This is a genomic window from Streptomyces monticola (genome assembly GCF_042665355.1).
In the GTDB taxonomy this organism is placed as follows: Bacteria; Actinomycetota; Actinomycetes; order Streptomycetales; family Streptomycetaceae; genus Streptomyces; species Streptomyces monticola.
Genome location: NZ_JBHTCF010000020.1, coordinates 135,818 through 158,829 on the forward strand (window position 1 = coordinate 135,818; position 23,012 = coordinate 158,829).

The 23,012-nt window shown below is 71.8% G+C and carries 23 protein-coding genes; 8 read left to right on the forward strand and 15 right to left on the reverse strand.

Translation table 11 applies throughout. The features are described 5' to 3' along the window. Nucleotides 1-87: 87 nt before the first annotated feature. From ACFQVC_RS34575 to ACFQVC_RS34585, 3 genes are read right to left on the reverse strand one after another with little or no spacing between them, the layout of a single operon-like run. Complete coding sequence (locus ACFQVC_RS34575) at nt 88-825, reverse strand: HAD family hydrolase (protein WP_381838135.1); 738 nt, start codon at nt 823-825, stop codon at nt 88-90. Next, nucleotides 822-2,003, reverse strand: coding sequence for an acyl-CoA dehydrogenase family protein (locus tag ACFQVC_RS34580; RefSeq protein ID WP_381838136.1), 1,182 nt, complete (start codon nt 2,001-2,003; stop codon nt 822-824). The genes ACFQVC_RS34575 and ACFQVC_RS34580 overlap by 4 nt, the downstream gene beginning before the upstream one ends. Beyond that, nucleotides 1,997-3,031 (reverse strand): ScbA/BarX family gamma-butyrolactone biosynthesis protein, encoded by a 1,035-nt coding sequence (locus tag ACFQVC_RS34585; protein WP_381838138.1) that lies wholly within the window; start codon nt 3,029-3,031, stop codon nt 1,997-1,999. Before ACFQVC_RS34585 ends, ACFQVC_RS34580 begins: the two co-directional genes overlap by 7 nt. A 213-nt stretch (nt 3,032-3,244) precedes the next feature. Here ACFQVC_RS34585 and ACFQVC_RS34590 point away from each other — a divergent pair, with 213 nt between their 5' ends. Then, entirely contained in the window at nt 3,245-3,910 is a 666-nt protein-coding gene (locus ACFQVC_RS34590) for a ScbR family autoregulator-binding transcription factor (RefSeq protein WP_381838140.1), read from the forward strand. A gap of 323 nt (nt 3,911-4,233) precedes the next feature. Continuing rightward, complete coding sequence (locus ACFQVC_RS34595) at nt 4,234-5,496, forward strand: hypothetical protein (protein WP_381838141.1); 1,263 nt, start codon at nt 4,234-4,236, stop codon at nt 5,494-5,496. 112 nt (nt 5,497-5,608) lie between these two features. Here ACFQVC_RS34595 and ACFQVC_RS34600 read toward each other — a convergent pair whose 3' ends face one another. Then, entirely contained in the window at nt 5,609-6,382 is a 774-nt protein-coding gene (locus ACFQVC_RS34600; RefSeq protein ID WP_381838142.1) for an alpha/beta fold hydrolase, read from the reverse strand. 54 nt (nt 6,383-6,436) lie between these two features. Beyond that, nucleotides 6,437-7,030, reverse strand: a complete 594-nt coding sequence (locus ACFQVC_RS34605; RefSeq protein WP_381838144.1) for a dihydrofolate reductase family protein — start codon at nt 7,028-7,030, stop codon at nt 6,437-6,439. A gap of 227 nt (nt 7,031-7,257) precedes the next feature. On the opposite strand from ACFQVC_RS34605, the gene ACFQVC_RS34610 reads away from it, so the two are divergent. Next, nucleotides 7,258-7,731 (forward strand): Pycsar system effector family protein, encoded by a 474-nt coding sequence (locus ACFQVC_RS34610; protein WP_381838146.1) that lies wholly within the window; start codon nt 7,258-7,260, stop codon nt 7,729-7,731. An 18-nt stretch (nt 7,732-7,749) separates the two neighbouring features. Here the strand turns inward: ACFQVC_RS34610 and ACFQVC_RS34615 are convergent, their stop codons facing one another. Beyond that, the gene (locus tag ACFQVC_RS34615) at nt 7,750-8,487 is read right to left on the reverse strand and encodes a GbsR/MarR family transcriptional regulator (protein WP_381838148.1); all 738 of its coding nucleotides are present in this window, start codon (nt 8,485-8,487) and stop codon (nt 7,750-7,752) included. A gap of 256 nt (nt 8,488-8,743) precedes the next feature. On the opposite strand from ACFQVC_RS34615, the gene ACFQVC_RS34620 reads away from it, so the two are divergent. From ACFQVC_RS34620 to soxR, 4 genes are all read left to right on the forward strand, one after another. Then, the gene (locus ACFQVC_RS34620) at nt 8,744-9,415 is read left to right on the forward strand and encodes a DUF4097 family beta strand repeat-containing protein (protein WP_381838150.1); all 672 of its coding nucleotides are present in this window, start codon (nt 8,744-8,746) and stop codon (nt 9,413-9,415) included. 75 nt (nt 9,416-9,490) lie between these two features. Next, the gene (locus ACFQVC_RS34625; RefSeq protein WP_381838152.1) at nt 9,491-10,483 is read left to right on the forward strand and encodes an ATP-binding cassette domain-containing protein; all 993 of its coding nucleotides are present in this window, start codon (nt 9,491-9,493) and stop codon (nt 10,481-10,483) included. Beyond that, the gene (locus tag ACFQVC_RS34630) at nt 10,480-11,271 is read left to right on the forward strand and encodes an ABC transporter permease (protein ID WP_381838154.1); all 792 of its coding nucleotides are present in this window, start codon (nt 10,480-10,482) and stop codon (nt 11,269-11,271) included. Before ACFQVC_RS34625 ends, ACFQVC_RS34630 begins: the two co-directional genes overlap by 4 nt. Nucleotides 11,272-11,483: 212 nt before the next feature. Then, the gene (gene soxR, locus ACFQVC_RS34635; RefSeq protein ID WP_381838156.1) at nt 11,484-11,882 is read left to right on the forward strand and encodes a redox-sensitive transcriptional activator SoxR; all 399 of its coding nucleotides are present in this window, start codon (nt 11,484-11,486) and stop codon (nt 11,880-11,882) included. On the opposite strand, the gene ACFQVC_RS34640 is transcribed toward soxR, so the two are convergent. The 3 genes from ACFQVC_RS34640 to ACFQVC_RS34650 form a co-directional block, all read right to left on the reverse strand. Next, complete coding sequence (locus tag ACFQVC_RS34640; protein WP_381838158.1) at nt 11,830-12,690, reverse strand: HAD family hydrolase; 861 nt, start codon at nt 12,688-12,690, stop codon at nt 11,830-11,832. The two genes, soxR and ACFQVC_RS34640, sit on opposite strands and share 53 nt — an antisense overlap. Before the next feature lie 97 nt (nt 12,691-12,787). Beyond that, nucleotides 12,788-14,116, reverse strand: a complete 1,329-nt coding sequence (locus ACFQVC_RS34645; protein WP_381838160.1) for an MFS transporter — start codon at nt 14,114-14,116, stop codon at nt 12,788-12,790. A 127-nt stretch (nt 14,117-14,243) separates the two neighbouring features. Continuing rightward, nucleotides 14,244-15,725 carry an NAD-dependent epimerase/dehydratase family protein gene (locus ACFQVC_RS34650; RefSeq protein WP_381838162.1) on the reverse strand — a complete coding sequence of 494 codons (1,482 nt, stop codon included), beginning with the start codon at nt 15,723-15,725 and terminating at the stop codon, nt 14,244-14,246. A gap of 158 nt (nt 15,726-15,883) precedes the next feature. On the opposite strand from ACFQVC_RS34650, the gene ACFQVC_RS34655 reads away from it, so the two are divergent. Next, a complete protein-coding gene (locus ACFQVC_RS34655) occupies nt 15,884-17,398 on the forward strand; it encodes an alpha,alpha-trehalose-phosphate synthase (UDP-forming) (RefSeq protein ID WP_381838164.1) in 1,515 nt (504 codons plus the stop codon). Nucleotides 17,399-17,435: 37 nt separating this feature from the next. Here ACFQVC_RS34655 and ACFQVC_RS34660 read toward each other — a convergent pair whose 3' ends face one another. The 6 genes from ACFQVC_RS34660 to ACFQVC_RS34685 all read right to left on the reverse strand — a co-directional run bounded on the left by ACFQVC_RS34660 (nt 17,436) and on the right by ACFQVC_RS34685 (nt 22,996). Next, nucleotides 17,436-18,884: a multicopper oxidase family protein gene (locus tag ACFQVC_RS34660; RefSeq protein WP_381838166.1), complete on the reverse strand. Its 1,449-nt coding sequence runs from the start codon at nt 18,882-18,884 to the stop codon at nt 17,436-17,438. A 110-nt stretch (nt 18,885-18,994) separates the two neighbouring features. Continuing rightward, nucleotides 18,995-19,675 (reverse strand): monooxygenase, encoded by a 681-nt coding sequence (locus ACFQVC_RS34665; RefSeq protein WP_381838167.1) that lies wholly within the window; start codon nt 19,673-19,675, stop codon nt 18,995-18,997. 79 nt (nt 19,676-19,754) lie between these two features. Further along, complete coding sequence (locus tag ACFQVC_RS34670) at nt 19,755-20,810, reverse strand: alpha/beta hydrolase (protein WP_381838169.1); 1,056 nt, start codon at nt 20,808-20,810, stop codon at nt 19,755-19,757. A gap of 106 nt (nt 20,811-20,916) precedes the next feature. Then, entirely contained in the window at nt 20,917-21,060 is a 144-nt protein-coding gene (locus ACFQVC_RS34675) for a surface protein (RefSeq protein ID WP_381838171.1), read from the reverse strand. Between the two features lie 65 nt (nt 21,061-21,125). Continuing rightward, a complete protein-coding gene (locus ACFQVC_RS34680; RefSeq protein ID WP_381838173.1) occupies nt 21,126-21,410 on the reverse strand; it encodes an acyl-CoA carboxylase epsilon subunit in 285 nt (94 codons plus the stop codon). Then, entirely contained in the window at nt 21,407-22,996 is a 1,590-nt protein-coding gene (locus ACFQVC_RS34685) for an acyl-CoA carboxylase subunit beta (protein ID WP_381838194.1), read from the reverse strand. Before ACFQVC_RS34685 ends, ACFQVC_RS34680 begins: the two co-directional genes overlap by 4 nt. Nucleotides 22,997-23,012: the final 16 nt, after the last annotated feature.

Consider the following 23,012-nt stretch of genomic DNA (forward strand, 5'->3'; position numbering starts at 1 on the left):
CATGACAACAAAATACCCTCCCGAAGGTATTTTTTTGAACGGGCCGTATGGCCCCCACCGGCCAGAAGCCGATGAGGGCCATGTCTCTCAACTCGCCTGCGCCACCAAAGCCCCGGCCGGATGCGGTTTGACCAGCCCACCGGCCGGATGCGGTCCGGCCGACGCACCGGCCGGGTGCGGTCCTGTCCGTGCCTCGATCAGCCGCCAGCCCTCCGTCGCCGCTCGGGCGGTGAGGACCGGATCGTCGCCCACGGCCACGGGGTTGCCCACCGCGGACAGCAGCGGCAGATCGCTGCTGTGGTCCCCGTAGGCGAAGCAGTCCCGCGCCCGTACGCCCCGGCGCCGGATCAGGGCGGCCGCGGCCGTCAGCTTGGCGGCGCCGATCATGGGCTGCCGGACCTCGCCGGTCAGCGCACCGGCGGCGTCCGTGAGCACCTCGGTGGCGAGCATGTGATGCGCGCCGAGGTCCTCGGCGAGCGGCCGCACCAGTGCCTCCGCCGAGCCGGTGACCAGGGCGATCTCATGGCCCGAAGCCCGGTGCCACAGCAGGGCGTTCACGGTCTCGGGCAGATACGCGTCCGGGCCGCCGCGATACTCCTCGTACCACTGGCGTGCGGCGCTTTCCAGCTGTACGAGGGGGACGCCGGCGAAGAGCGTGAAGTACGCGCGGTTCAGCGTCTCGCGGTCCGCGCCCGCGGAGCGCGGGGTGGCCGGCACGCTCCCGCACAGGGCGAGCCGCGCCGACCAGAAGTGCCAGAAGCTGAGCATGCCCTTCCCGGCGAGCAGCGTCTCGTCGACGTCGAAGAACGCGATCCGCCGGGTCACCGCTGCGCCCCCGTGCTCAGGGCCCGCGCGGCGAGCGTGGCGCCCGCGTAACTGGCCGCCGCCGTATTGAAGTTGAGGGTGCCGTGCGTGCGGGCCACGGTGATGTCGCGCCAGGCGCGCTGCAGCGGGTCGCCCTCGTCTAGTGCGCGTACCCCGGCGGCCTGGAACAGCTCGTCGGCCGCTGTGCCGCAGAGCTCGACGGCCACGGCCACGTCACGCTGGTTCTCCGCGACGAGGACGGGGGTGACCGGTGCGTGGTCGGCCCGGCGCGCGGCCCGCTCCATCAGCAGCCTCGCGGCCTGGATATGGGCCGAGGTCCTGGCCAGTACCTGTTGCTGCGCGGGCTGTTGGGCGGCGGTGCTGCCGTCCGGCCTGATCCGCTCGGACTGCTGGCTCCACCAGGTGCGCAGCGCGCCCTCGGCGGCCCCGAGCACCGGCGCCGCGAAGATCAGGGAGGCCACCAGCGGGAACGGCACGGTGTGGCAGCGGGCCGCGTGCGTCTGGACGCGGCCCAGGTCGCGCAGGGTGAAGGTGAGGTGCTCGGGGACGAGGACATCGGCCCCGACGGTGTTGCTCCCGGTGCCGCGCAGGCCCACGGGGTGCCAGGTGTCGAGCACCTTCACGTCCGAGCGCCGTACGGCGAAGATGCGGTGCTCGCGGGCCGGGCCGTCGGCACCGGAGCCTCCGGCACCCCCACCGGGACCGCTGTCGGCCCTCTCGGCGGCCTCGACCACCGGCGCCCAGGCCGCGAGCAGCACCCAATCGGCCTGGTCGACGCCGCTGGCCATGGTCCACTTGCCGGTCAACCGCCAGCCATCGGCGGTGTGTTCGGCGTTGCCCTGCGGCGGTACGACGGAGGCGGCGACGCAGACGTCGGGGCTACTGCCCCACAGTTCCTGCTGGCCCGCTTCGGGGAGATAGGAGGCGAGCCGCCCGTGCGCGGCGTAGAGCGCGGCGCACCAGGCGGTGGACGCGCAGGTCTCGGCGAGGACGGAGACCGCGTCCAGGAGCGCGGTGAACGTACCGGCGCAGCCGCCCCAGCGCTCGGGCACGAAGTGCCGGGTGAAGCCGTCGGCGACCAGGGAGTCGGCGAGCCGGTCGGTCAGCCGGCAGGACTCGTCGAGCAGCGTCCTGTCCTGCCGGGCGGTCTCCAGGGTCCGTTCGAGGTCACTCAGCATGCGGCAGCCTCCATCCCGGCCGTCAGGGCCGCGAGCGGCGAGGTCGTGCCGCCGGCCACCCGGGCCCTGGCCAGGACGCGCTCGCCCTGCTGGGCGCTGACCAGGAAGGCGTCGGGCCCGGTGGGCTCCGCGAAGATGGTGACGGGCTGGTCCAGTTCACCGAACATGAGGAACTCCGTGTTCATGACGCGCACACCCCAGGCCGCCCCGGAGGCGCCCTCGGTGACACGCGCGGCGGCGTCCTCGGCGGCACTCACGGCAGCACCCTGCGCGGCTCGTACGAGAACGGCCTGCCGGAAGGCCTCGACGATCACCATGCCGGGCACGTGGTCGCTGGCGTGGTCGAAGAGCGCCGGGTGCCCGGTGTCGAGCAGAAGGCGCCAGCCCCCGGAATCCTGTGGGCAGTCGGCGATGAGTACGGCGTCATCGCGGTCGCGCCCCACGGCGGCCGGTGCCAGCGGCTGCGGCGCGGCGGGCGGCTCCGTGAAGTCGGCGAGCGTGGCGACCCCCGCGCCGCGGTGGCGGATGACGGCGTACTGCCGGGGCGCGAGCGCGTCCCAGCGCATCGCGGCCCGGCCCACGGAGCGGCCGCCGACCAGGATGTCCGCGTCGGAGGTCAGCCGGAAGCGGTTCGGCTTGCCCGGCTCGCGCTGCACGGTGATGTCGAGGACGACGTCGGCGCCGTTGCCGAGGTCGCGGATCGGCTCGCTGAGGTGGAAGTCAAAGCTGTGCAGGACGAACGCGTGGTCCATGGGTACGTCGTGGAACCGGTGCGACAGATAGATGCCGGCCTGTCGCATCGTCTCCACGACGATCAGGGAGTCTCTCGCTCCGTCGGCGGAGCGGCCGTGCAGAAGGTGGTCGTGCGGCCAGCGCACCCAGACCGCGAACCGGTCGTCGGCCAGCGGGTGTGCCGCGGACAGCAGCACCTCGCGGTCGGCGGCCTTGTGAACCAGAGTGCGCGAAACATGGGCATCGGCACAGTGCCCGGCGAGTTCGTTATCGGGCGCTATGTCGGTGTCGTACATGGGTATCCCCTCCCTGGACAACGGAGCCGTTGCGCCCGGTCCTCGTCTCTCCCCTTGAGGCCCGGCTGCCCGGCGGCTCGAAAATATACCTACGGGAAGGTATATTGCAATGGTCGTTTAGCACGTGGGTGGCATGGGGCAGCCGCGCCTGAACGGCAAAGGGGGACGTCAAGGGGATGTCAGGGGGGCGAACACCATGAAGGCGAGTGCAACGTGACAGAGAAGAAGAGCCGGGCCTCGTTCCCGGCACCCGAGCACAAGGGGAGCGCCGGACCCGGGGTGGGACGCGGCCCCGAACTGCAGCAGGAGCGGGCGGTCCAGACCCGCCTGCAGATCCTGGACGCCGCGGCCGAGCTCTTCGACCGCAACGGCTACGCGGGTACGTCCGTGAAGAACGTCGCCGACCATGTCGGCATGACCAAGGGCGCGGTGTACTTCCACTACCCCACCAAGGAAGCGCTCACCATCGCGGTCGTCGAGGCCCACTACAACCGCTGGCCGGTGCTCCTGGAGGCCGTACAGGCCAAGGGGCTCGGCCCGATGGACACCCTGGTGGAGCTGCTCGACCAGACCGCGACGACCTTCAGGGACGACGTGGTCGTGCAGGGCGGTGCGCGTCTGCAGATGGAACAGCCGCTGCCGGAGGGCGTGTTGCCCGAGCCCTACGTCGGCTGGATCAGCCTGCTCGAACAGCTCCTGACGGAGGCGGAGGAAGCAGGCGAACTGCGCGCGGGAGTCTCCCCCTCGGCGGCCGCGCACACCCTGGTCTCCACGTTCTTCGGCACTCAGCACATCGCCGCGCGGCTCAACCACCGGTCGGATCTCACCAAGCGCTGGGTCGAGGCGCGCGATCTGCTCTTCTATGCACTGCGCGCCTGAACGCCGGCGGCGCCGACACCAGTTAGGCGCTCCGCGTCGGCGCCATAGGGCCACAGACGCTCCGCACAAGCCGAATGGCCGCCCTGCGGGAACAGGAGCGGCCATTCGATCGGTACCACGACTCCACCCAGGCACGGGAACCAGAGTCGCGAGCATGCGCGCGGAACGAGCCACGCTCGTCGCCAAGTCTAAGCGATGAGTGCGGCGTTGCGGCATCCGCCGACCGCCTTCGCTCGCGGCCCGCACAGCAAGGGACCGCACATGACACTCAGGCACGAGGCCGGACGGCCGCGCCCCCGCACAGGCACGGGGGAGGCAAGACCATGACCGGGGCCGGATCCGACGAGGACACCTTGGACGACCTGATCCCCGAGGACTGGCCCACGTACTACACCCAAGTCCCGGTGTGGGTCCTGCTGTCCGGCTGCACCGCCCAGGCCTACCGCCTGTACGCGTTCCTGGCCGAACACATCAACAGCCGCACGCCCGGCAAGCGCATCGCCTGGCCCAAGGGCACGGCCATCGCCCGTGTCCTCGGCCTGAAGGACTACCGCAAGGCGGCCCGCTACTGGGCCGAGCTGCAGGAACTCGGTGCGATCCGGATAGAGGAGGTCCGCTACGCCGGCGGAATGCGCCGCCGCAACCGCTACCACGTCCGCTTCAACCCGCCCGCGGGGTACGAAGGGCTGCTCTCCCTCGGCCAGTTCTACGCCGCGCATCCCGATGTGCGCTCGGCGAGGAGCAGCGCTCCGGGCCCGCGGGACGCGGATTCCGCAGGTCACCCTGGTGGTGCCTTTTCGGGCACCACCGGCGGTGCCCACGCGGGATCTCCCGGTGGTGCCCTGCAGGGCACGTCGGACAGTGCCCTGACGCGAACCGCCGACGGTGCCTCAAGAGGCACCGCACAACAAAACCAACATCAACTACACACACGGCAACCACACCCACAGCAACCCAGAGAGGCGCCGTCGGCGCGCAGCGCCGCTGACGCCCGCAGGGCACCCGCGCCACCAACGCCCGTGCGCAGGAGCGGCGTTGCCGCGTCCGAAGGCGCCACGGCGCCCACCGACCGTCCGACCCGGGCCCAGCGCGACGACCTCCGCAGCATCGAAGCGTCCCTGCCCCCGGAGCTACGGGCCCTGCTGCCCGCCCGGCGCCCGCGACCGCTGCGCGACGCCATGACCGGCGCCCTGGCCCAGCGCACCTGGCGGCAGCTGGCCGAGCGCGCCGAACGCCGCTGGTACGCCTGGGGGTTCGCGGCCGCCGCCGACGGCGAGGGCCTCACAAGCCCGGTCGGCGTCGCCATAGCCCTGCTCCAGGACGGCGAATGCCCCGACCCGCGCTGCGAGGACGGCACCGGCATCGACACCGGCCGCCCCTGCCCCCGCTGCGAGGAGCGACGCGAGGATCACCGGCACGGCGCCGGCGCCCGGCCACGCACTCCCCGGCCCGCCACGAACGAGGCACCCACCCTCCGCCCTGAGGCACCCACCCCCTGCCCCGGCTGGAACGACACCCCCTGCGGCCGCAACTCCCCCACCACGGGCGGCCTGTGCACCCGCTGCCGATCCCGCACCATGAACTGACCCCACCTCCTCCGCGCACCTCGGGCCAACCGGCCATCAGAGTCGCTTCGGTCGCTCGGGTCGCTGGCGCGACCGGTTCGGCCAGGAGGGCGCGGAGTTCGCGGACAGCCCTTCAGGACGCGGGAGCCCGGCGGATCGGGGCGACCGTCTGGACCGGGGCCTGGGTGAGGAAGTCGAGGATCAGGTGGTTGACCAGGTGTGGCTTTTCCTGGGTGAGGAAGTGGGACGTGCCGGGGACGACGGCGAGTTCGGCTTCGGGGATGGCCTGGTACATCTCCGTCATGTGGGCCAGGGTCACCAGGTCGTCGTCGGCGAACATGACGAGCGTGCGGGCGGTGATCGCGTTCAACTCGGCTGCATCCAGGGCGGGTTCGCGTGCCGCCATTTCGCCGATCTTCGTCGCGACGACCTTGAAGTGCTCCTCGCCGTCGGGGGACACCTCTCCGTAGGCAGGGCCCAGGAACTGGGCGATCTCGTCCACGTTCCACTCGGCGTCCGCCGGTTCCGCCGAGCCGGACTTGTTGAAGCCGCCGCTGATCAGGACGAGGCGCTTGACCAGTTCGGGGCGCTGCATGGCGACGAGCATGGCGGTGAACGCGCCGTCGCTGTGGCCGACCAGGTCCGCGGGTTCGCGGACCACCGTCTCCAGGAAGGCGATCGTGTCGTCGGCCATCAGCTGGTACGTGATGGGGCCCTCGACGTCGGGAGTGTGGCCGTGGCCGCGGCGCTCCGGTGTGTAGACGTGGAAGTGTTCCGCGAGCGGCCCGAGGTTCGGTTCGAAGAACCGGGCGTCCACCAGGCCGCCGTGCATCAGCACCAGCGGTTCGCCCTCGCCGTGCTCCTCGTACCAGGTCTTCACGGCGCCGAGTTGTGCGTACTGCCCCATCGGGTGCTTCCCTTCCCTGGCTGCGGCCCCCGCTATGGCTGCTTGCTTCCTGGTCTACTTCTGCGCGGCACGGCGGTAGACGCAGACGTTCACGCCTGCGCTGTTGGTGGTCGCGGAGGCGAGTTCAAAGGTGCGCAGGCCACCGTCGTACGGGAAGAGCGACTTGCCGCCGCCGAGGATCACCGGCGAGACCAGGAGCCGGAGTTCGTCGACCAGGTCCTCGCTCAGCAGGGTGCGCACGAGGGTGGAGCTGCCCATGACGAGGAGGTCGCCGCCCTCGGCCGCGCGCAGTTCCCGGATCCGGGCCACGGCCTCGCCGCCGGGGATGAGCGTGGTGTCCCAGGTCAGCTTGTCGTCGCCCAGGGTGTCGGAAACGACGTACTTGGGCATGGAATTGATCTTGTCGGAGAACGGGTCGCCGCTGCGCTCCGGCCATGCCGCCGCCATCACCTGCCAGGTCCTGCGCCCGAACAGCAGCGCGTCGGCTCCGGCGATCGCGGCGTCGAAAGCGCCGCCCACCACCTCCTCGTCGAAGAAGGGGTGGGTCCAGCCGCCGTGCGCGAAGCCGCCGTCGGTGTCCTCATCCGGTCCGCCCGGTGCCTGCACGACGCCGTCCAGGCTCATGAATTCACTGACCACGATGCGCATGGGGTTCGCTCCTTGTTCTCGAAGGTTGTCAGAGCTTCTCAGCAGTTCTCAGCAGCTCTCAGCCGCGGGTTACGGCCATGCAGACCGCCGTGCCGGATCAATCTCATCGGTCGCACCCCGGCCACAAGCGTGATACAGGTCACAGTCGCACGACCTGCGCCCAATTGCCCCTGCCTGACCGGCCGTTCGCCTTCCGGTCGTGGTGGATCAGCACCGACACTGGGGCGATGACCGCCACCACGCCAGATCCCCAAAGCGAGCGCGACCAGGCGCGTATCGCCGCCACCGTGGCGTCCCTGCAAGGGGACTTGGCCCGTACGGAGACGAAGGCGAGTCTGCTGCTCGCCCTGACCGGGGCCGCGCTCGTCGTACTCGTCACGACGGCGACGGCGGCCGATGTCGCGCTGCCGGTGGCCGCCGCCGTCGCCGGCTGGCTCGGCGCCTTCGCGCTGCTCGCAGCGACGGTCGTCCTGCTGCTCGCGATCCGTCCGCACCTCGGCGGCTCCGGCTGGACGAGCTGGCCCCGGCTCGCGGACGACGAGCTGCGGCAACGGCTGAGCACCGGTTACCAGGTGGAGCATCTGCGGTTCATGGCCGCTCTGGCCGCCCGGAAGTTCCAGCTCATCCGGGTCGCCGTCGACTGTGTCATCGCCGGGATCGCGCTGCTGACTCTGGCGTCGGTACTGGGGGCCGTCGCCTGACGGGACTCTGATGGACCGTCAAGCCGGGTCCTCCGAGGGCGTTTCGGGTTTCGTGTGGAGGACTTCCCGGGCCTGGTCCGCGGCGCGGGCGATGCTCTCGGAGACGAAGTCGACGAAGCGGGCGACGTTTTCGAGGCGGGTGGCGGCCGCGGTGCCGGCGCCGAGCACGCCGACACCCTGCCGCGCGGTCTCGCCGAGCTGGGCGGTGCTGCGGGCGCTGGCCATCATCGACTGGTACCAGACGTCGTTGTCGACGGAGTAGCGCTCGCGGCGGCCCGCGTCGCGTTCCCGGCTGATGAGGCCCTGGCCGTCGAGGAACGCGACCGCTTTGGAGATGGACGCCGGGCTGACCTGGAGGCGCTGGACGAGTTCGGACGCCGTGAGGCTGCCGGCGTCGGTGGTGTAGAGGCAGACCAGGACCCGGGCCGTCATCTTGTTGGGCATGCCCGACTGCATGAGGACGGTGGTGAACATCTCCTCGTACTCCCGCACCGCCTCGGCGTCGCGGCCGTGCGCCTGCGGGGGCGCCTCCGCACCGCGCGGCGCGGTCCGCCTGCGGCGGTGGGCGCGGTGCTCGGTGGCGCGGTGGGCGAGGTCGGCGCGGTAGGAGGTGGGGCCGCCGTTACGCGTGACCTCGCGCGTGATGGTCGAGGTCGGACGCTCGAGGCGTCTGGCGATCTCTGCGTAGGCGAGGCCGTCGGCCAGTCCCAGCGCGATCTGCTGGCGTTCCTGCTGGGTGAGCCTGCCTCCGGGCATCGCGGTCTCCTTCGTGGTCCGTGGTGCGGCCAGTATAGCGTTCACCCTCATTTCATTGCAACGCACTGAGTGAGGGTTGTTGCGTTAGGCCTCAAAATCATTGCAACAATTTGCCTGCTCTGGCCTGCAGTTACGCCTTTCATGTGCAACGAGGCTGTTGCCCGACCCTTGAATGCAACGTAGCGTTTCTCTCATCAGAAACACGGGGGCAAGCACCGAGAACGCCTCCGCCACTCACGCGTCCAAGGAGCACACCATGCAGAAGTTCGACACCCCCGCCGCCGTCTCCGCCGTCGTCAACATCCCCGCCGGGCGGGTGCAGTTCATCGCCGCCGACCGGACCGACACCGCGGTCGAGGTCCGGCCCGCGAACCCCTCGAAGGGCCGCGACGTGAAGGCCGCGGAGGAGACCACGGTCAGCTACGGCGACGGCGTCCTGCGGGTCGAGGCCGCACCGGCGAAGAACCGGCTCCTCGGCAACACCGGTTCCGTCGAGGTGACCGTCCAGCTGCCCGTCGACTCCCGCGTCGAAGGGAAGGCGGCCGCTGCCGAGTTCCGGGCCGTCGGACGGCTCGGTGATGTCGCCTTCGAGGGCGCGTACGACTCGATCAAGATCGATGAGGCCGCGAGTGTCCACCTCACCGCCGTCGCCGGTGACGTCGAGGTCGGCCGCCTCGGCGGCCCCGCGGAGATCAGGACCTCCAAGGGCGACATCCGGATCAACGAGGCCGTGCACGGCACGGTCGTGCTGCGCACGCAGATGGGCGACGTGTCGGTCGGCGCCGCCGCCGGAGTCTCCGCATCCCTTGACGCCGGCACCAGCTACGGCCGGGTCAGCAACTCCCTCAAGAACGCCGAAGGCGCAGGCGCCGGCCTCGACATCCACGCGACCACCGACTACGGCGACATCACCGCCCGCAGCCTCTGAGTCCGCCCCCACCCACCCCGACCCCACAGCCTCGCGGCCTCGCAGCCTCGCGGCCTCTATGTAGGAGCTCCCCTCATGACCAGCTTGGCCATCGCGGCGAACGGGCTGCGCAAGTCCTACGGCGACAAAGTCGTACTCGACGGCGTCGACCTGACCGTCCCGGAAGGAACGGTCTTCTCCCTGCTCGGTCCGAACGGCGCGGGCAAGACCACCGCCGTCAAGATCCTCTCCACGCTCATCACCGCCGACGCGGGCGAGTTGCGTGTCGGCGGGCACGATCTCGCCGCCGACCCGCAGTCGGTGCGCGCCGCGATCGGTGTCACCGGACAGTTCTCCGCCGTCGACGGGCTGATCACCGGCGAGGAGAACATGCTCCTCATGGCCGATCTGCAGCATCTGTCCAAGCGTGCGGGACGGCGGGTCACCGCCGAACTCCTCGAGCGGTTCGACCTGGTCGAGGCCGCGAAGAAGCCCGCCTCCACCTACTCCGGCGGCATGAAGCGCCGCCTGGACATCGCCATGACGCTGGTCGGCGACCCGCGGATCATCTTCCTCGACGAACCGACCACCGGACTCGACCCGCGCTCCCGCCACAACATGTGGGGCATCATCCGGGAGCTGGTCTCCGACGGGGTCACGGTCTTCCTCACCACGCAGTACCTGGAGGAGGCCGATGAACTGGCCGACCGTATCGCCGTCCTGAACGACGGGAAGATCGCCGCCGAGGGAAGCGCGGAGGAGCTGAAGCGGCTCATCCCCGGAGGGCACATCCGGCTCCGCTTCACCGATCCCGCCGCGTACCGCAGCGCAGCCGCCGCGCTGCGCGAGGTGAGCGCGGACGACGAGTCCCTCGCCCTGCAGATCCCGAGCGACGGCAGCCAGCGCGAACTGCGCTCGGTCCTCGACTGGCTGGACTCCGCCGGTATCGAGGCGGACGAGCTGACCGTGCACACCCCCGACCTGGACGACGTGTTCTTCGCCCTGACCGGCAGCGGCACCGCCGCCGGCATCCCCAACCAGCCCAACCAGCCCAACCAGCCCAACCAGCCCAAGGAGAACGTCCGATGAGCTCCCTCTCCCTCGCCGTGCGCGACTCCTCCACGATGCTGCGCCGCAACCTCCTGCACGCCCGCCGCTATCCGTCGCTCACCCTGAACCTGCTGCTCACCCCGGTGATGATGCTGCTGCTCTTCGTCTACCTCTTCGGTGACGTGATGAGCGCGGGCATCGGCGGCGGCGGTGCGGACCGGTCCCAGTACATCGCGTACATCGTCCCCGGCATCCTGATGATGACCATCGGCGGCACCGTGATCGGGACCGCGGTGTCCGTCGCCACCGACATGAACGAGGGCATCATCGCCCGCTTCCGCACGATGGCGATCCACCGCGGGTCCGTGCTCGTCGGGCATGTCGTCGGCAGCGTGCTGCAGTCGGTCATGAGCGTGGTCCTCGTGGGCGCCATCGGCGTCGCCATCGGCTTCAGGTCCACGGACGCCACGGTCCTGGAGTGGCTGGCCGCCTTCGGTCTGGTCGTGCTCTTCTCCATGGCGCTCACCTGGGTCGCGGTCGGTATGGGCCTGGTCAGTCCGAACGCCGAGGCCGCCAGCAACAACGCGATGCCGATGATCCTGCTGCCGCTGCTTTCCAGTGCGTTCATCCCGGTGGACACCATGCCGGGCTGGTTCCAGCCGTTCGCCGAGTACCAGCCGTTCACACCCGCCATCGAGACCCTGCGCGGTCTGCTCCTGGGCAGCGAGATCGGCCACAACGGCTGGCTCACCCTCGCCTGGTGCGTGGGGCTCGCGGGGATCGGCTACTTCTGGTCGACCGCGAAGTTCAACCGCGACCCGAAGTAACCGCCGGGCGTGGCAGCGGGCCGCCTCCCGCAACTCGTTCCGCCCGAGGGCGGCGTACACCGACACCGCGTCGGTCGTACGCCGCCCCGTCGGCGTTCCGGGCGGGTGGCCGGGGACGCGGTGTGTTCGGAGTTCTCGATGCGTGCTCGCAGTGCCGCGACGTCCGGCGATACTCTGCGTATATGCCCCAAGTAGCCTTTCACTCAAGGGAGTTGACGGTAGGTCAGGTTGCCGAGTGGTGCGGCGTCAGCCCGTCCGCGCTGCGGTTCTACGAGCAGCAGGGACTGATCGAGAGTCATCGCACGGGAGGCAATCAGCGGCGGTATTCGCGGGAGGCGCTGCGCCGGGTCGCTCTCGTCACCGCCGCGACACGGGTGGGCATACCGCTCCCGGTGGTACGGGACGTACTCTCGCGGCTGCCCACGGGACGTACTCCCGACGAGGAGGCATGGGCGGAGGTCACCCGGCAGTGGCACGCCCTGCTGACCCGGCGTATCGATGAACTGACAGCGTTGCGCGACGGCGTGGCCGACTGCATCGGGTGCGCGTGCGCGGACCTCACGGACTGCCGTCTCGCCGGTTCGCGGGCGCGGGCGGGGAGTTGGGCCTGAGGGTTCCGAGGGATCTGAGGGTTCCGAGGGATCTGAGGGATCTGAGGGATCTGAGGGATCCGAGGGATCCGAGGGATCCGAGGGATCCGAGGGATCCGAGGGATCCGAGGGAAGGGAAGAGGCCGAGGACGGCTGTCAGGCCTCGGGGGCGCGCCGGGCCGCGGTCCGTGGGCAGGACGTAGACGGGGATGCCCACGGCCGCGGCCGCGCCGTCCTTCGCCGGGTCGTCACCGACCATGAGGGCGCGGGCGGGATCGGTGCCCAGGAGGGCGCAGGCCGTGCGGAAGATCTCCGGGTCCGGCTTCTGCACGCCCAGGTCGCAGGAGAGGACGAAGGCGGCCACCAGGCGGGTGAGCCCGGCGGCGGCGAAGGAACCGCGGATGTCCCAGCCGGTGTTGCTGACCACGGCGACGGGGATGCCGGCCGCGTGCAGGGCGGCGAGCACCGGGCCGGTGTCGGGATAGGGGTGCCAGCCGTCGGCCCCGGTGACACAGGCGTAGAAGGCGTCCGCGATCAGGGCGTCGCTGCCGGGAGCCGCGCGGGCCAGCTGCGTCCAGGCCGCGCGGTGCCGGTCAGGGGAGAGATCGGCGTCCGCGCGGCGGGCCCGGCCCTCGGGAGAGTCGACCGCGTGCAGCAGCGCCGCGCACAGCCGCGCGGCCCGCGCCATGGAGATGCGTCGCCCGCGCAGCGCGCACTGGGCGGCGAGGCGGTGCGGGCGGATGACGGAGGTGTCGTCGAAGAGGGTGCCCGCGTAGTCGAACAGGACCGCAGCGGGGGGTTGTTGGCTCGCGCCGGGGTCCGGGGTCATCGGCGTAGGCCCTTCAGGAGGCATGACGCCGTCGAGGCGGTGATGGCACCGAGGGCAAGACACAACAGGCGTACGCGAGTCCCGCCCGCACCCGCGCTCATCGGCGCAGATCCCTCAGCAGGAACACCGCCGCCAGCGCGGTGATCGCGCCCAGAGCGAGGCACAACAGGGGTACGCCGCCGACGGCGATGAGTGGGCCGGCCAGGGCGACCGTGCCGAGGACCGCGCCCAGGGCCATCGACGTTTCGCCGAGTCCTTCGGTGCGGTGGCGGTGGGCGGCGGGGGTGCGCTGGATGACGAGCGCGCTGCCGCTGATGAGGAGGATGTTCCAGCCCAGGCCGAGCAGGAGGAGACCGGCGATCGTCGCCCAGTGGGCGCCCGTCGACGTCAGGGCCACCAGAGGGAGTGCGAGGAGCAGCACGGTGGCGCCGGTCAGGGCGGTGAGGCCGGCCCCGATGCGGTCGGTGAGCCTGCCGGACAGCACGGACGGGCCGAACATCAGGGCGACATGGGCCCCCACCAGCAGGCCGATGGCGTCCAGCGACCAGTGATGGGCGTGCAGATGGACCGGGGCCGCCGCCATCGCGGTCACCATGGTCAGATTGGCGCAGCCGAGTATGGCCAGGGCGAGCAGCGGCACTCGGGGGCGGGTTCGGGCTTGGGTGCGGGAGCGGGTAGCGGTGGCCGCCGTGTCGGGCCGCCCTCGTACGGGCGGACTGCTGCTCCGAAGCTTCAGCTGCTGGCGCAGCGTGACGACGGCCGCCGTGGGGAACGTGACCGCGGCCAGGAGGAAGAGGCCGGTGGCACCGGGCAGGCCGAGGGCGTGGGCGACGGCTTCGGTGGGGCCCATGAGCATGGGCCCGATGACCGCGCCGAACGTGACCGCCGTCATCACGGTGCTGACGGCGCGTCCGGCACGTCCCGGCGGTGCGGCGTCGGCGGCGACGTACCGGCCGAGCATCACCGCGGTGTTGCCCGTGCCGGACAGGAGGCTGCCGGCGAAGAGCAGGGCCGCGCCTCCCGTGGCCGCGGCGGCGATGACCAGGAAGGTGCCGGCGGTGGCCACGGCGTAGGCCAGGGCCAGACCGACGGCGCGGCCGTGGCGGCGCATCACTGCGGAGATCAGCGGGGCCGATCCCGCGGTGCCCAGGACGAGCAGGCCGAAGGGCAGGGTCGTGAGCGCCGCCGAGCCCAGGATGTCCGCGGCGAGGAAGGGGCTCGCGGTGCCGCCCGCGGACAGGCCGAGCGCCCCGACGACCTGCGTGCAGAGCAGCGGCCGCAGGGCCGGGCCGTCGACTGGAGATGACGGCGGCGATGCCGATGACGGTGGAGGTGGCGACGTCGAGGGGGGCCGTGGCGCGGGCCGGGTGGCCTGGGCGTCCACGGCGGTGGGCGCGGCTGCGGCTGCGGCGCCATGCGTGTCCACAACGGCGGGCGCCGCTGCGTCAGGCGCATCCACGGCGGCGCGGACGGCCGAGCCTGCGCGGACTTCCGCGGCGGCACGGGACTCCGCTCCGGCACCACCCTCCACGGTGGCCGGTAAACCGGTGGGGTCAGGCGGCGGCTGCATGCGGTCCGCCCTTCGCTGTGGCCTCGTCGGAGGCCGGGGGTAAGTCGGAGACTGCCTGTAGGCCCGGGACTGCAGGTGGGCCAGAGACTCTCGGTGGGCCCGAGGCCGACGGCGCGCCGGAGGACACCGGCACATCGGAGGCCGACAGCCCGTCGGAGCCCAACGGCGCGTCGGAGGTCGGTGGCAGTCCCGCGTGCTTGCGGAACAGGCCGTCGATCCTGAGGTGTTCCTCGCTCATGTGCGGCCGGTGGGGTGCGGTGAGACGGGCGACCCGGCGTACGGACTCGGGCTCCGCGGTCGCCACGGTGTGGTTGAGCAGGCCCCAGGCCAGGGAGTCGAAGACGCCGCGGATCTCGTCCTGCCGTGCGGTGCGGCCGCAGACCCACGCCAAGTGGTCGAGCCGGGCGCGCAGTTCGGGGGTGAGCGGGGCGCGGCCGATGGCGCAGTCGACGTCGCCGCCGGGCCCCGGCACCGCGGTCGGGGCTTCCAGGGCGTTGATGAGCGGGCTGAGGTCGGCGCAGTGGCGCGGGTCGTACAGGCCGGGATACGGCTGCTTCTCGTAACCCGGCTCGTGGCCCACGACGTCGATACGGGCCGGGCGGCCGGATTCCGCGACCGCACCGAGCGCGAGGTCGTACAGGCCCACGGGCCAGCCCAGGTCGTGGATCGCGTAGAGCCGGAACTGCTCGTCCCGCCCGGCGAGGGCGGCGGTGAGCAGCAACTGGGCGGATTCGCGGGCGGACTGGACGTAGAAGGTGGTGTGCCGGCCGTGTACGCGCAGGGGTTCACCGGTCCGGCACCAGGTGCGGAAGCGGTCGAGGACGATGGCGTTGTCGACGACGTGGGTGAAGCGGACCGCCGCCGACGGCAGGGTGCCGCGGGTGGCCGCGTCGGCGACGAGCCACTCACCGGTGCGCTTCGTCTGGGCGTAGACGTCGCTGGTGTAGGGGCGCAGGGCCTTGCCGGTGGAGGCGTACACGAGCTGGCGTACGCCGGTGGCCGTGCACGCGTCGATGACGTTGCGGGTGCCGAGCACATTGGTGGTGACGGTGCGGGCGACCTCACGCTCGGCCAGGCCCGGGTCGCGCTGGGCGGCGAGGTGGAAGACCAGGTCGGGGCGTGTTCTGCGGAACAGCCTGATGAGGGCGTCCCGGTCGCGGATGTCGAGGCGGTGGTGGGCTGTGCCGTCCGGCAGCTCGGGCCGCTCCTCCAGGCCGACGCCGACGACACGCCCTGGCGCGTGTGCGGCCAGTTCGCGCAGCAGGGCGCGGCCGATGCAGCCCGCCGCCCCGGTGACCAGGACGGTGCTGCCGTGCAGCCGTTGCCGCGCGCGGTCGTGCGGGACGCGGATGGTGCGGTCCCGCACGGCGAGATAGTCGCGAAACGCCCGCGTGCTGTCCTCGGGCACGTCCTTGGGGTGCACCTGCGTGGTACTCGCAGCCTCGACTTCGCCGGCGACGCTCATTCAGCACCTCGTGGTTGGAGCGGAGGGGACGGGAGGGAGGATCGACGGATTCTTGGGCCGTACCGGCGGGCTCCTGGGTAACGTCCCTCCCTGGCACGGCGGTTGAGTTGTTTCGGGCACGGCGATCATGACGGCGTCTCGACGGAGGAGCCCGGACGATGGACGAACGCCCGCACGGGCCCGCGCAGTTGGTGATCGCCTCCAACCGGGGGCCGTTCGAGCGGCGCCGCGACAAGGGCGGCCGGGTGGTGCGGCACCGGGGCGCGGGCGGTCTGATCGCCGTCCTGGGGCCCGCCCTTGCCGCGCACGGCGGGGTGTGGGTGGCCAGCGCGCTCACCGACGAGGACCGTGCGGCGGCGCGTGCGCTCGTGTCCTGCGGGCGGCTCGATGTGGTCGAGCTGCCCGAGGGGCCGGTCGGCGTCCGGCTGCTCGCACACGATCCGCAGGACTACGCGAGCTACTACGGGGCCGTGTCGAGCGAGATCCTGTGGTTCGCCCAGCACCATCTGCTGCCGCCGTCCGCCGCCACGGACACCGCGGACACCCTGCGGGCGCACTGGCCGGGATACCGCCGTGTCAACGAGTCCTTCGCGGCGGCGTGCGCCGCGGCCGCCGCACCGGGCGCGGCCGTACTGCTGCAGGACTATCACCTGTCCCTTGCGCCGCGACGGCTGCGGGCCCTGCGGCCCGACGTCCGCAGCGCGCACTTCACCATGACGCCCTGGGCCGAGCCCGGCCGCTTCGAGCTCCTTCCGGCCGCTGTACGGCGGGAGTTGGTGGCCGGGCTGCTCGGCGCGGACATGGTGTGCTTCCTCGTGCCGCGCTGGGCACGGGCCTTCCTGGAGTGCTGCGAGCAGCTCGGTCTGCCCGTCGAACGCGAAGGCGCCCGCGAGGGCGGGGACGGGGGCGACCGCGGTCGTGCGGCGGTGCGTGGTCCGGACGGGCGGTGGTCGGGCGTGCGCTGCTTCCCCGTCGGCGTGGACGAGGGCGCGCTGCGCGCACGGGCCGCGGCGACCGATGTACGCGCGCACGAGCGGCAGTTACGGGATCTGGCGGGCGGCGACGGTGTGCGGCTCGTCGTACGCGTCGACCGTATGGAACCGTCGAAGAACATCCCGCGCGGCCTGCGCGGGTTCGCCCGGTTCCTCGACCTCTATCCCGAACAGCACGGCCGCGTCGTCCACTTCGCGCTCGCCTACGCATCGCGCGGCGAGCTGGCCGCCTACCGGGAACTGACCCGGGAGGTCACGGCGGCCGCCGAGGAGATCAACGGCCGTTTCGGCAGGCAGGGTTGGCGCCCGGTGGTCCTGGAGACGCACAACGACTTCGGACGCGGTCTGGCCGCGATGGCGCAGGCCGATGTGCTCGTGGTGAATCCGGTACGGGACGGTATGAACCTCGTCGCCAAGGAGGGGCCCGTGGTCAGCCGCCGGGATCTGGCGCTCGTCCTGTCGCGGCACGCCGGGGCGGCGGACGACCTCGCCACCGGATGCACCCTGGTGGACCCTTTCGACGTAGGCGAGTTGGCGGCCGCCATCGGTGACGCCCTTGTCCTCTCCCCCGCCGAGCGGGCCTCGCGTATCGAGCGGCTGCGCAAGGGGGCGGTGGCGCTGCCGCCCGAGCGGTGGCTGCGGGCGGCGCTCGGCGAACTCGACGCGCTCACGGGCCGCTGACCCGTGCCGGGGCAGCCCCCGCCCCGCCCCCGCCCCGTCAGGCGATCTTCATCGTCGCCATCATCCCCATCGCCGAGTGGTCGAGCATGTGGCAGTGGTAGACGTACGAGCCGCGGTAGGCGTCGAAGGTGGCCTGCAGCTTGACCGTCTCGCCCGGCATGAGGTTGACGGTGTCCTTGAGGCCGGTCTCGGAGGGGTTGGGGTCCTTGCCGTTGCGTTCCAGGACGCGGAACTGCACCAGGTGCATATGGAAGTTGTGGGGGAACTCCGGGCTGGCGTTGGTGACCGTCCATACTTCGCTGGCGCCGTAGCGCACATGCGCGTCGACGCGCGCGGGGTCGTACACCTTGTCGTCCATGAACGCCTGGGGCGGCTTCATGTTCATCGAGACCGAGCGTTCGGCGGTGGGTTCGGGCAGGGGCGGCAGGGTGCGCAGGACGGCGGGGATCTCGCTGGGGTCGTCCGCCGTGCGGTCCACGTCGAAGCGAAGGACCTGGCCGACCAGGTCGGCCGGTCCGGGCGGTGCGGTGTTCTCCAGGACCAGTTCGGTGCCGACCGGGTAGCGGGAGAAGTCGATGACGACATCGGCGCGTTCACCGGCCGACAGGAAGACGTCGGTGGCGGTCAGGGGGCGGGCGAGGAGGCCGCCGTCGGTGCCGATCTGCACGATCGGGCCGCCGTCGCCGAGCCGCAGCCTGAGCATGCGCATGTTGGACGCGTTGAGCAGCCGGAAGCGGTACTTGCGGGCGGCGACCCTGAAGTACGGGTACGCCTTGCCGTTGGCCAGCATGGTGGTGCGGTTGCGGTCTCCCATGGCGTAGGAGAACTGGCCGTCCTCGGTGAACGCCGCGTCGCGTATCGCTATCGGAACGTCGTACGCCCCCGCCGGCAGCGGCAGCCGGGCCTCGGTGCGGTCGCGGAGCAGATAGGCGCCGGACAGTCCGCGGTAGACGTGCTCGGACTCCATGTGGTGGGCGTGGTCGTGGTACCAGAGCGAGGCGTGCGGCTGCCGGTTCGGATAGCGGTAGGTGCGGCTCGTGCCGGCCGCGACGGTGTCCATCGGGTCGCCGTCGCTGCTCGGTGCCACCGATGCGCCGTGCAGATGCACGGAGGTGGGCATGGTCAGCGCGTTGTGCTGCCGGATGACGACGGGGCGGCCGGAGCGCGCCCTGACGGTGGGGCCGGGGAACTGGCCGTTGTACGTCAGCACTTCGGTCCGCAGCCCCGGGAGGATCTCCGCGGTGGCGGTGCGCATGGTCATCGCGTAACGGTCCACGCCGCCCGCGGTGGAGACGGGGGCGAGGACCGGGGGCACGGGCATGGCCAGGCGGAACCGTTCCACGGTCGCGGCGCCCGCGCCCGCCGCTCCCGGGGCAGCGGCGGGCGGGTCGCTCGCGGCGCTGCGCGCGGCGATCAGCGGGGTGAGGGCGGCGCCCGTGACGAGGACCGAGCCGGCGGCGCCGAGGGCTTCGCGTCGGGTGAACATGGGTGTGCTCCTGAGGTGGGCGGTGGCGCGCGGGCGGTTCCCGGGCTCAAGGGGCTCGGGACTCAAGTGGCTTGGGGCTTACGGGAGTTGGGACCGATGGGGACTTGGGCTTACGGGACCTGGGGCGCGAGGAGGGTCCGGTGGAGGCGGTAGCGGGGGCAGCCGATACCGCGTACGCCCGGCATGACCTGGGTGATGGCACCCGCCTCCTGCAGGACGGGGCCGGTGAGGGCGCGGATGTGCAGCTCTTCGGCGGTCCACTCCGCGTAGTTGATGACCCGGGTGCCGTCGGTGCTGAGGTGGAAGTGCGCCGCGATCAGTCCGGGCAGCTGCTTGCCGAGCGGGCCGTCGAGCAGGGTGTCGACGATGCGGCGCTGCCGTTCGGGCCCGTCGACGTCGAAGCTGGGCACCGCGATGCAGTCGGGGGGTGACGACGCGTCGTCCCCCGGCTCCGTGCTGCGGTAGCGACGGAACTTGACCGGCTCGCAGCGGTCGTGGTCGATGGCCGCGTCCAGGCCGCCGAAGACCGCGGGGCCCCGGGCCCGGGTGAACGCGTCGCAGGCTGCCTCGTCGTTCCACTGGGCGTAGGTGAGCACGCTCTCCCCCACGACGTCGGCGTAGAGACTGACCGAGAGCAGTCCGGTCGGCCAGCGGTGGGCCGACCATGCGGCGACGGAGGTGTCCAGGGCATGCCGCTGGCTTTCGGAGTCGCCCACGTAGCGGGTGCTGATGAGGGCGAGCGCGGCGTCGGGGCGGGTGATGTCGGGGTAACGGTCGGCGCTTTCGGGCATCGGTCCTCGCTCGCTCGTCGTCACGGATTCGGATGCGGATGCGGATGCGGATGCGGATGAGGGGTCGGTTCGGGTTCGGCTACGGAAGCGGATGCGGGGACAGGGCTTCGTGGGGCGCCCTGCGTCTGCGGGCGAGGCAGTCCTCCAGGAACCGCAGGGCGCGCAGGTGGTAGGCGCGGGCCGACCAGCCGAGGCTGATGTTGTGGCCCGCGGCCCGCTGACGGCAGACGACGGCGGGCGCCCCGGCGAGCAGCCGGGTCAGTTCCTCGGTCTCCGCCGGGCCGTGCCGCCACCAGTCCTCGTACTCGGCGAAGGTCAGCCGGACGGGCACCCGGATACGGGCGGCCAGCCCGGGAAAGCGCGCGGGCCAGTGCTCCCACTCGTGGAGTTCACGCGCCGGCAGCGGGGCGACGATGGGGCCGCTCTCGCGAAAGGTGCCGGGCGGGTAGAGGCGCAGCGGTCCCCAGTGCAGTCGGCGGCTGTCGCGGCAGGCGGCGCCGGGCAGGGGTACGTCCGGGGCGTAGTGGCGGGCGCAGCCGGAGATGTCCAGGCCGAGCAACTCGACGTCGGCGCCGGCACTTTCGTCTCCGGCGTCCCCGGCGTCCCCGGCGTCCCCGGCGTCCCCGGCGTCCCCGGCGTCCGCAGCGTCCCCGGCGTCCCCGGCGTCCCCGGCGTCCCTACCGTCCCTGCCGTCCCTGCCGTCCCCGGCGTCCGCGGCGTCCGCGGCGTCCGCGGCCAGGGTGAGTGCCACCTTGCCGCCGAAGGAGTGGGCGACCACGAAGAGGCCCTCGCCGGTGTCACGCTCTGCGGCGAAGCGGCCGAGGGCGCGGCGCAGGGTCGCCGACTGTTCGGTGAGGCTCTGGCCGTCCGGGAGGCGCTCGGCGGACGCGCCGTAACCGGGGCGGTCGAGGGCGAGGACGGTGTAGCCGAGGCGGGCGCCGAGGGCGAGCAGCGACAGGCTCGGGAGGGCCTGTCCATGGAAGTAGCCCGCGCGCATGCCGCCGCCGTGCAGGGCCACGACCACCGCACGGGGCGCGGCCCGCTCCGGCTCGGCGATGAGGCCCGACAGGGGGAGGTCCGCGTCATGCAGCGTGATGGGCCGTATCTCCGTGGACGCGACGGGTGGAGCGGTCATGGGCGCCCAACTCCCCTCGTCCGTATGGGTTCTGGTGGCGGCCGGCCGAAGGCCGGTGCGGGTATTGGCGGTGGCGGGCCGGGGCCGGTGCGGGTGCCGGCGGCCCTCAGTCGATGCCGCGCACGATGTGCCACTCCGCCGGCCACGGGGTCTCCTCGCAGTCGTCCTCGCCCGCGAGGAGCAGTACCGGTGGTGCCGTGAGGGTGTCGGTGGAGGCGTGGAACGGCGGGTCGGACGTTTCCGGGTCCATGAGGTGACTCCCTTCTGTTCCAGCCGTGTTGGTACGGGTCCGGCCGTGTTGGTGCGGTGGAACGATCAGCGCCGCCCGGGGGCGGCCCAGCGGCCGCGCGGGTCGCGGTGGTGCGGCATCCGCTCCGGGCGGCGCCAGCCCGCCTGGGCGCTGCCGGGCTCGGGCTCGGGGTCCTGCTCGGCGAGCGCCGCGGCGCGGGCGTACAGGAGGGCGGTGAGGGCGGCGAGTTCCGACGGTGCGGCCCGGCCCCTGACGACCTTGATGACGAGCCGGGGGTCCGCGGCCTCCTGCCCGGCCGGGCCGTCGGACCCGGCCTCCGCCTCCCGCCCGGCCGGGACGGCCGTGCTCACTGCGGCGGGTTGCCGTGTTTGCGGCACGGCAGGTCGGCGTGTTTGTCGCGCAGCATCGTGAGCGTTTTGATCACGATCCTCCGGGTGTCGCGTGGGTCGATGACATCGTCCACGAGGCCGCGTTCGGCGGCGTAGTACGGGTGCATCAGCTCGGACTGGTACTCCTTGATCTTCTGCTGCCGGATCTCCTCGGGGTCCTCGGCTGCGGCGATCTCACGGCGGAAGATGACGTTGGCGGCGCCTTCCGCGCCCATCACCGCGATCTCGTTGCTGGGCCAGGCGAGCGCCAGGTCGGTGCCGATGGAGCGGGAGTCCATGACGATGTACGCACCGCCGTACGCCTTGCGCAGGACCAGGGAGATCCGCGGGACGGTGGCGTTGCAGTAGGCGTACAGGAGCTTCGCGCCGCGCCGGATGATGCCCTGGTGCTCCTGCTGTACGCCGGGCAGGAAGCCGGGTACGTCCACGAGGGTCACCAGGGGGATGTTGAAGGCGTCGCAGAACTGCACGAAGCGGGCCGCCTTCTCGCTGGCCTCGATGTCGAGCACACCGGCGAAGGACGCGGGCTGGTTGGCGACGATGCCGACCACGTCGCCGCCCATGCGGGCGAGCGCGCACACGATGTTCGCGGCCCAGGCGGGGTGCACCTCGAAGTACTCGCCGTCGTCGACGATCTCCTCGATGACGCCCCGGATGTCGTAGACGGCGCTGGGGTCGGCGGGGACCAGGTCGAGCAGCGCGTCGCAGCGCCGGTCGACGGGGTCAAGGGCGGGTGAACGGGGCGGCAGTTCACGGGAGTTGGAGGGCAGCAGCGACAGCAGGAAACGTACGTCCTCCATGCAGGTGTGGACGTCGTCGTAGGCGATGTGCGCCACGCCGGACGCGGCGGAGTGCACATCGGCGCCGCCCAGGCCGTCGTGGCTGATCTCCTCGCCGGTGACGGCGCGCACCACGTCGGGCCCGGTGATGAACATCTGCGAGATGCCGCGGACCATGAAGACGAAGTCCGTCAGGGCGGGGCTGTAGGACGCGCCGCCCGCGCACGGCCCGAGCATCAGGGAGATCTGCGGGATGATCCCGGAGGCCCTGGTGTTGCGCTGGAAGATGCCGCCGTAGCCCGCCAGGGCCGAGACGCCCTCCTGGATCCGGGCGCCCGCGCCGTCGTTGAGCGAGACCAGGGGCGCGCCCGCGGCGAGCGCCATGTCCATCACCTTGTGGATCTTGGCGGCGTGGGCCTCGCCCAGTGCGCCGCCGAAGATCCGGAAGTCATGGGCGTAGACGAAGACCGTCCGGCCGAAGACGGTGCCCCAGCCGGTGATCACTCCGTCGGTGTAGGGGCGCTTTCCTTCGAGTCCGAAGCCGGTCGCCCGATGCCTGCGCAGCGGTTCGATCTCGGTGAACGAGTCCTCGTCCAGGAGGAGTTCGAGGCGTTCGCGCGCGGTGAGCTTGCCGCGGGCGTGCTGCCGTTCGGTGGCCGCCGCGTCCGGGCCGCGCTGTACCTCCTGCTTGATCAGACAGAGTTGTTCGAGCCGCTCGCAGGAAGTCGCCCAGTCGCTCTGCTCCCCGTCGGGGCAGTCGACCGTCATCCGCTCCGTAGCCGCC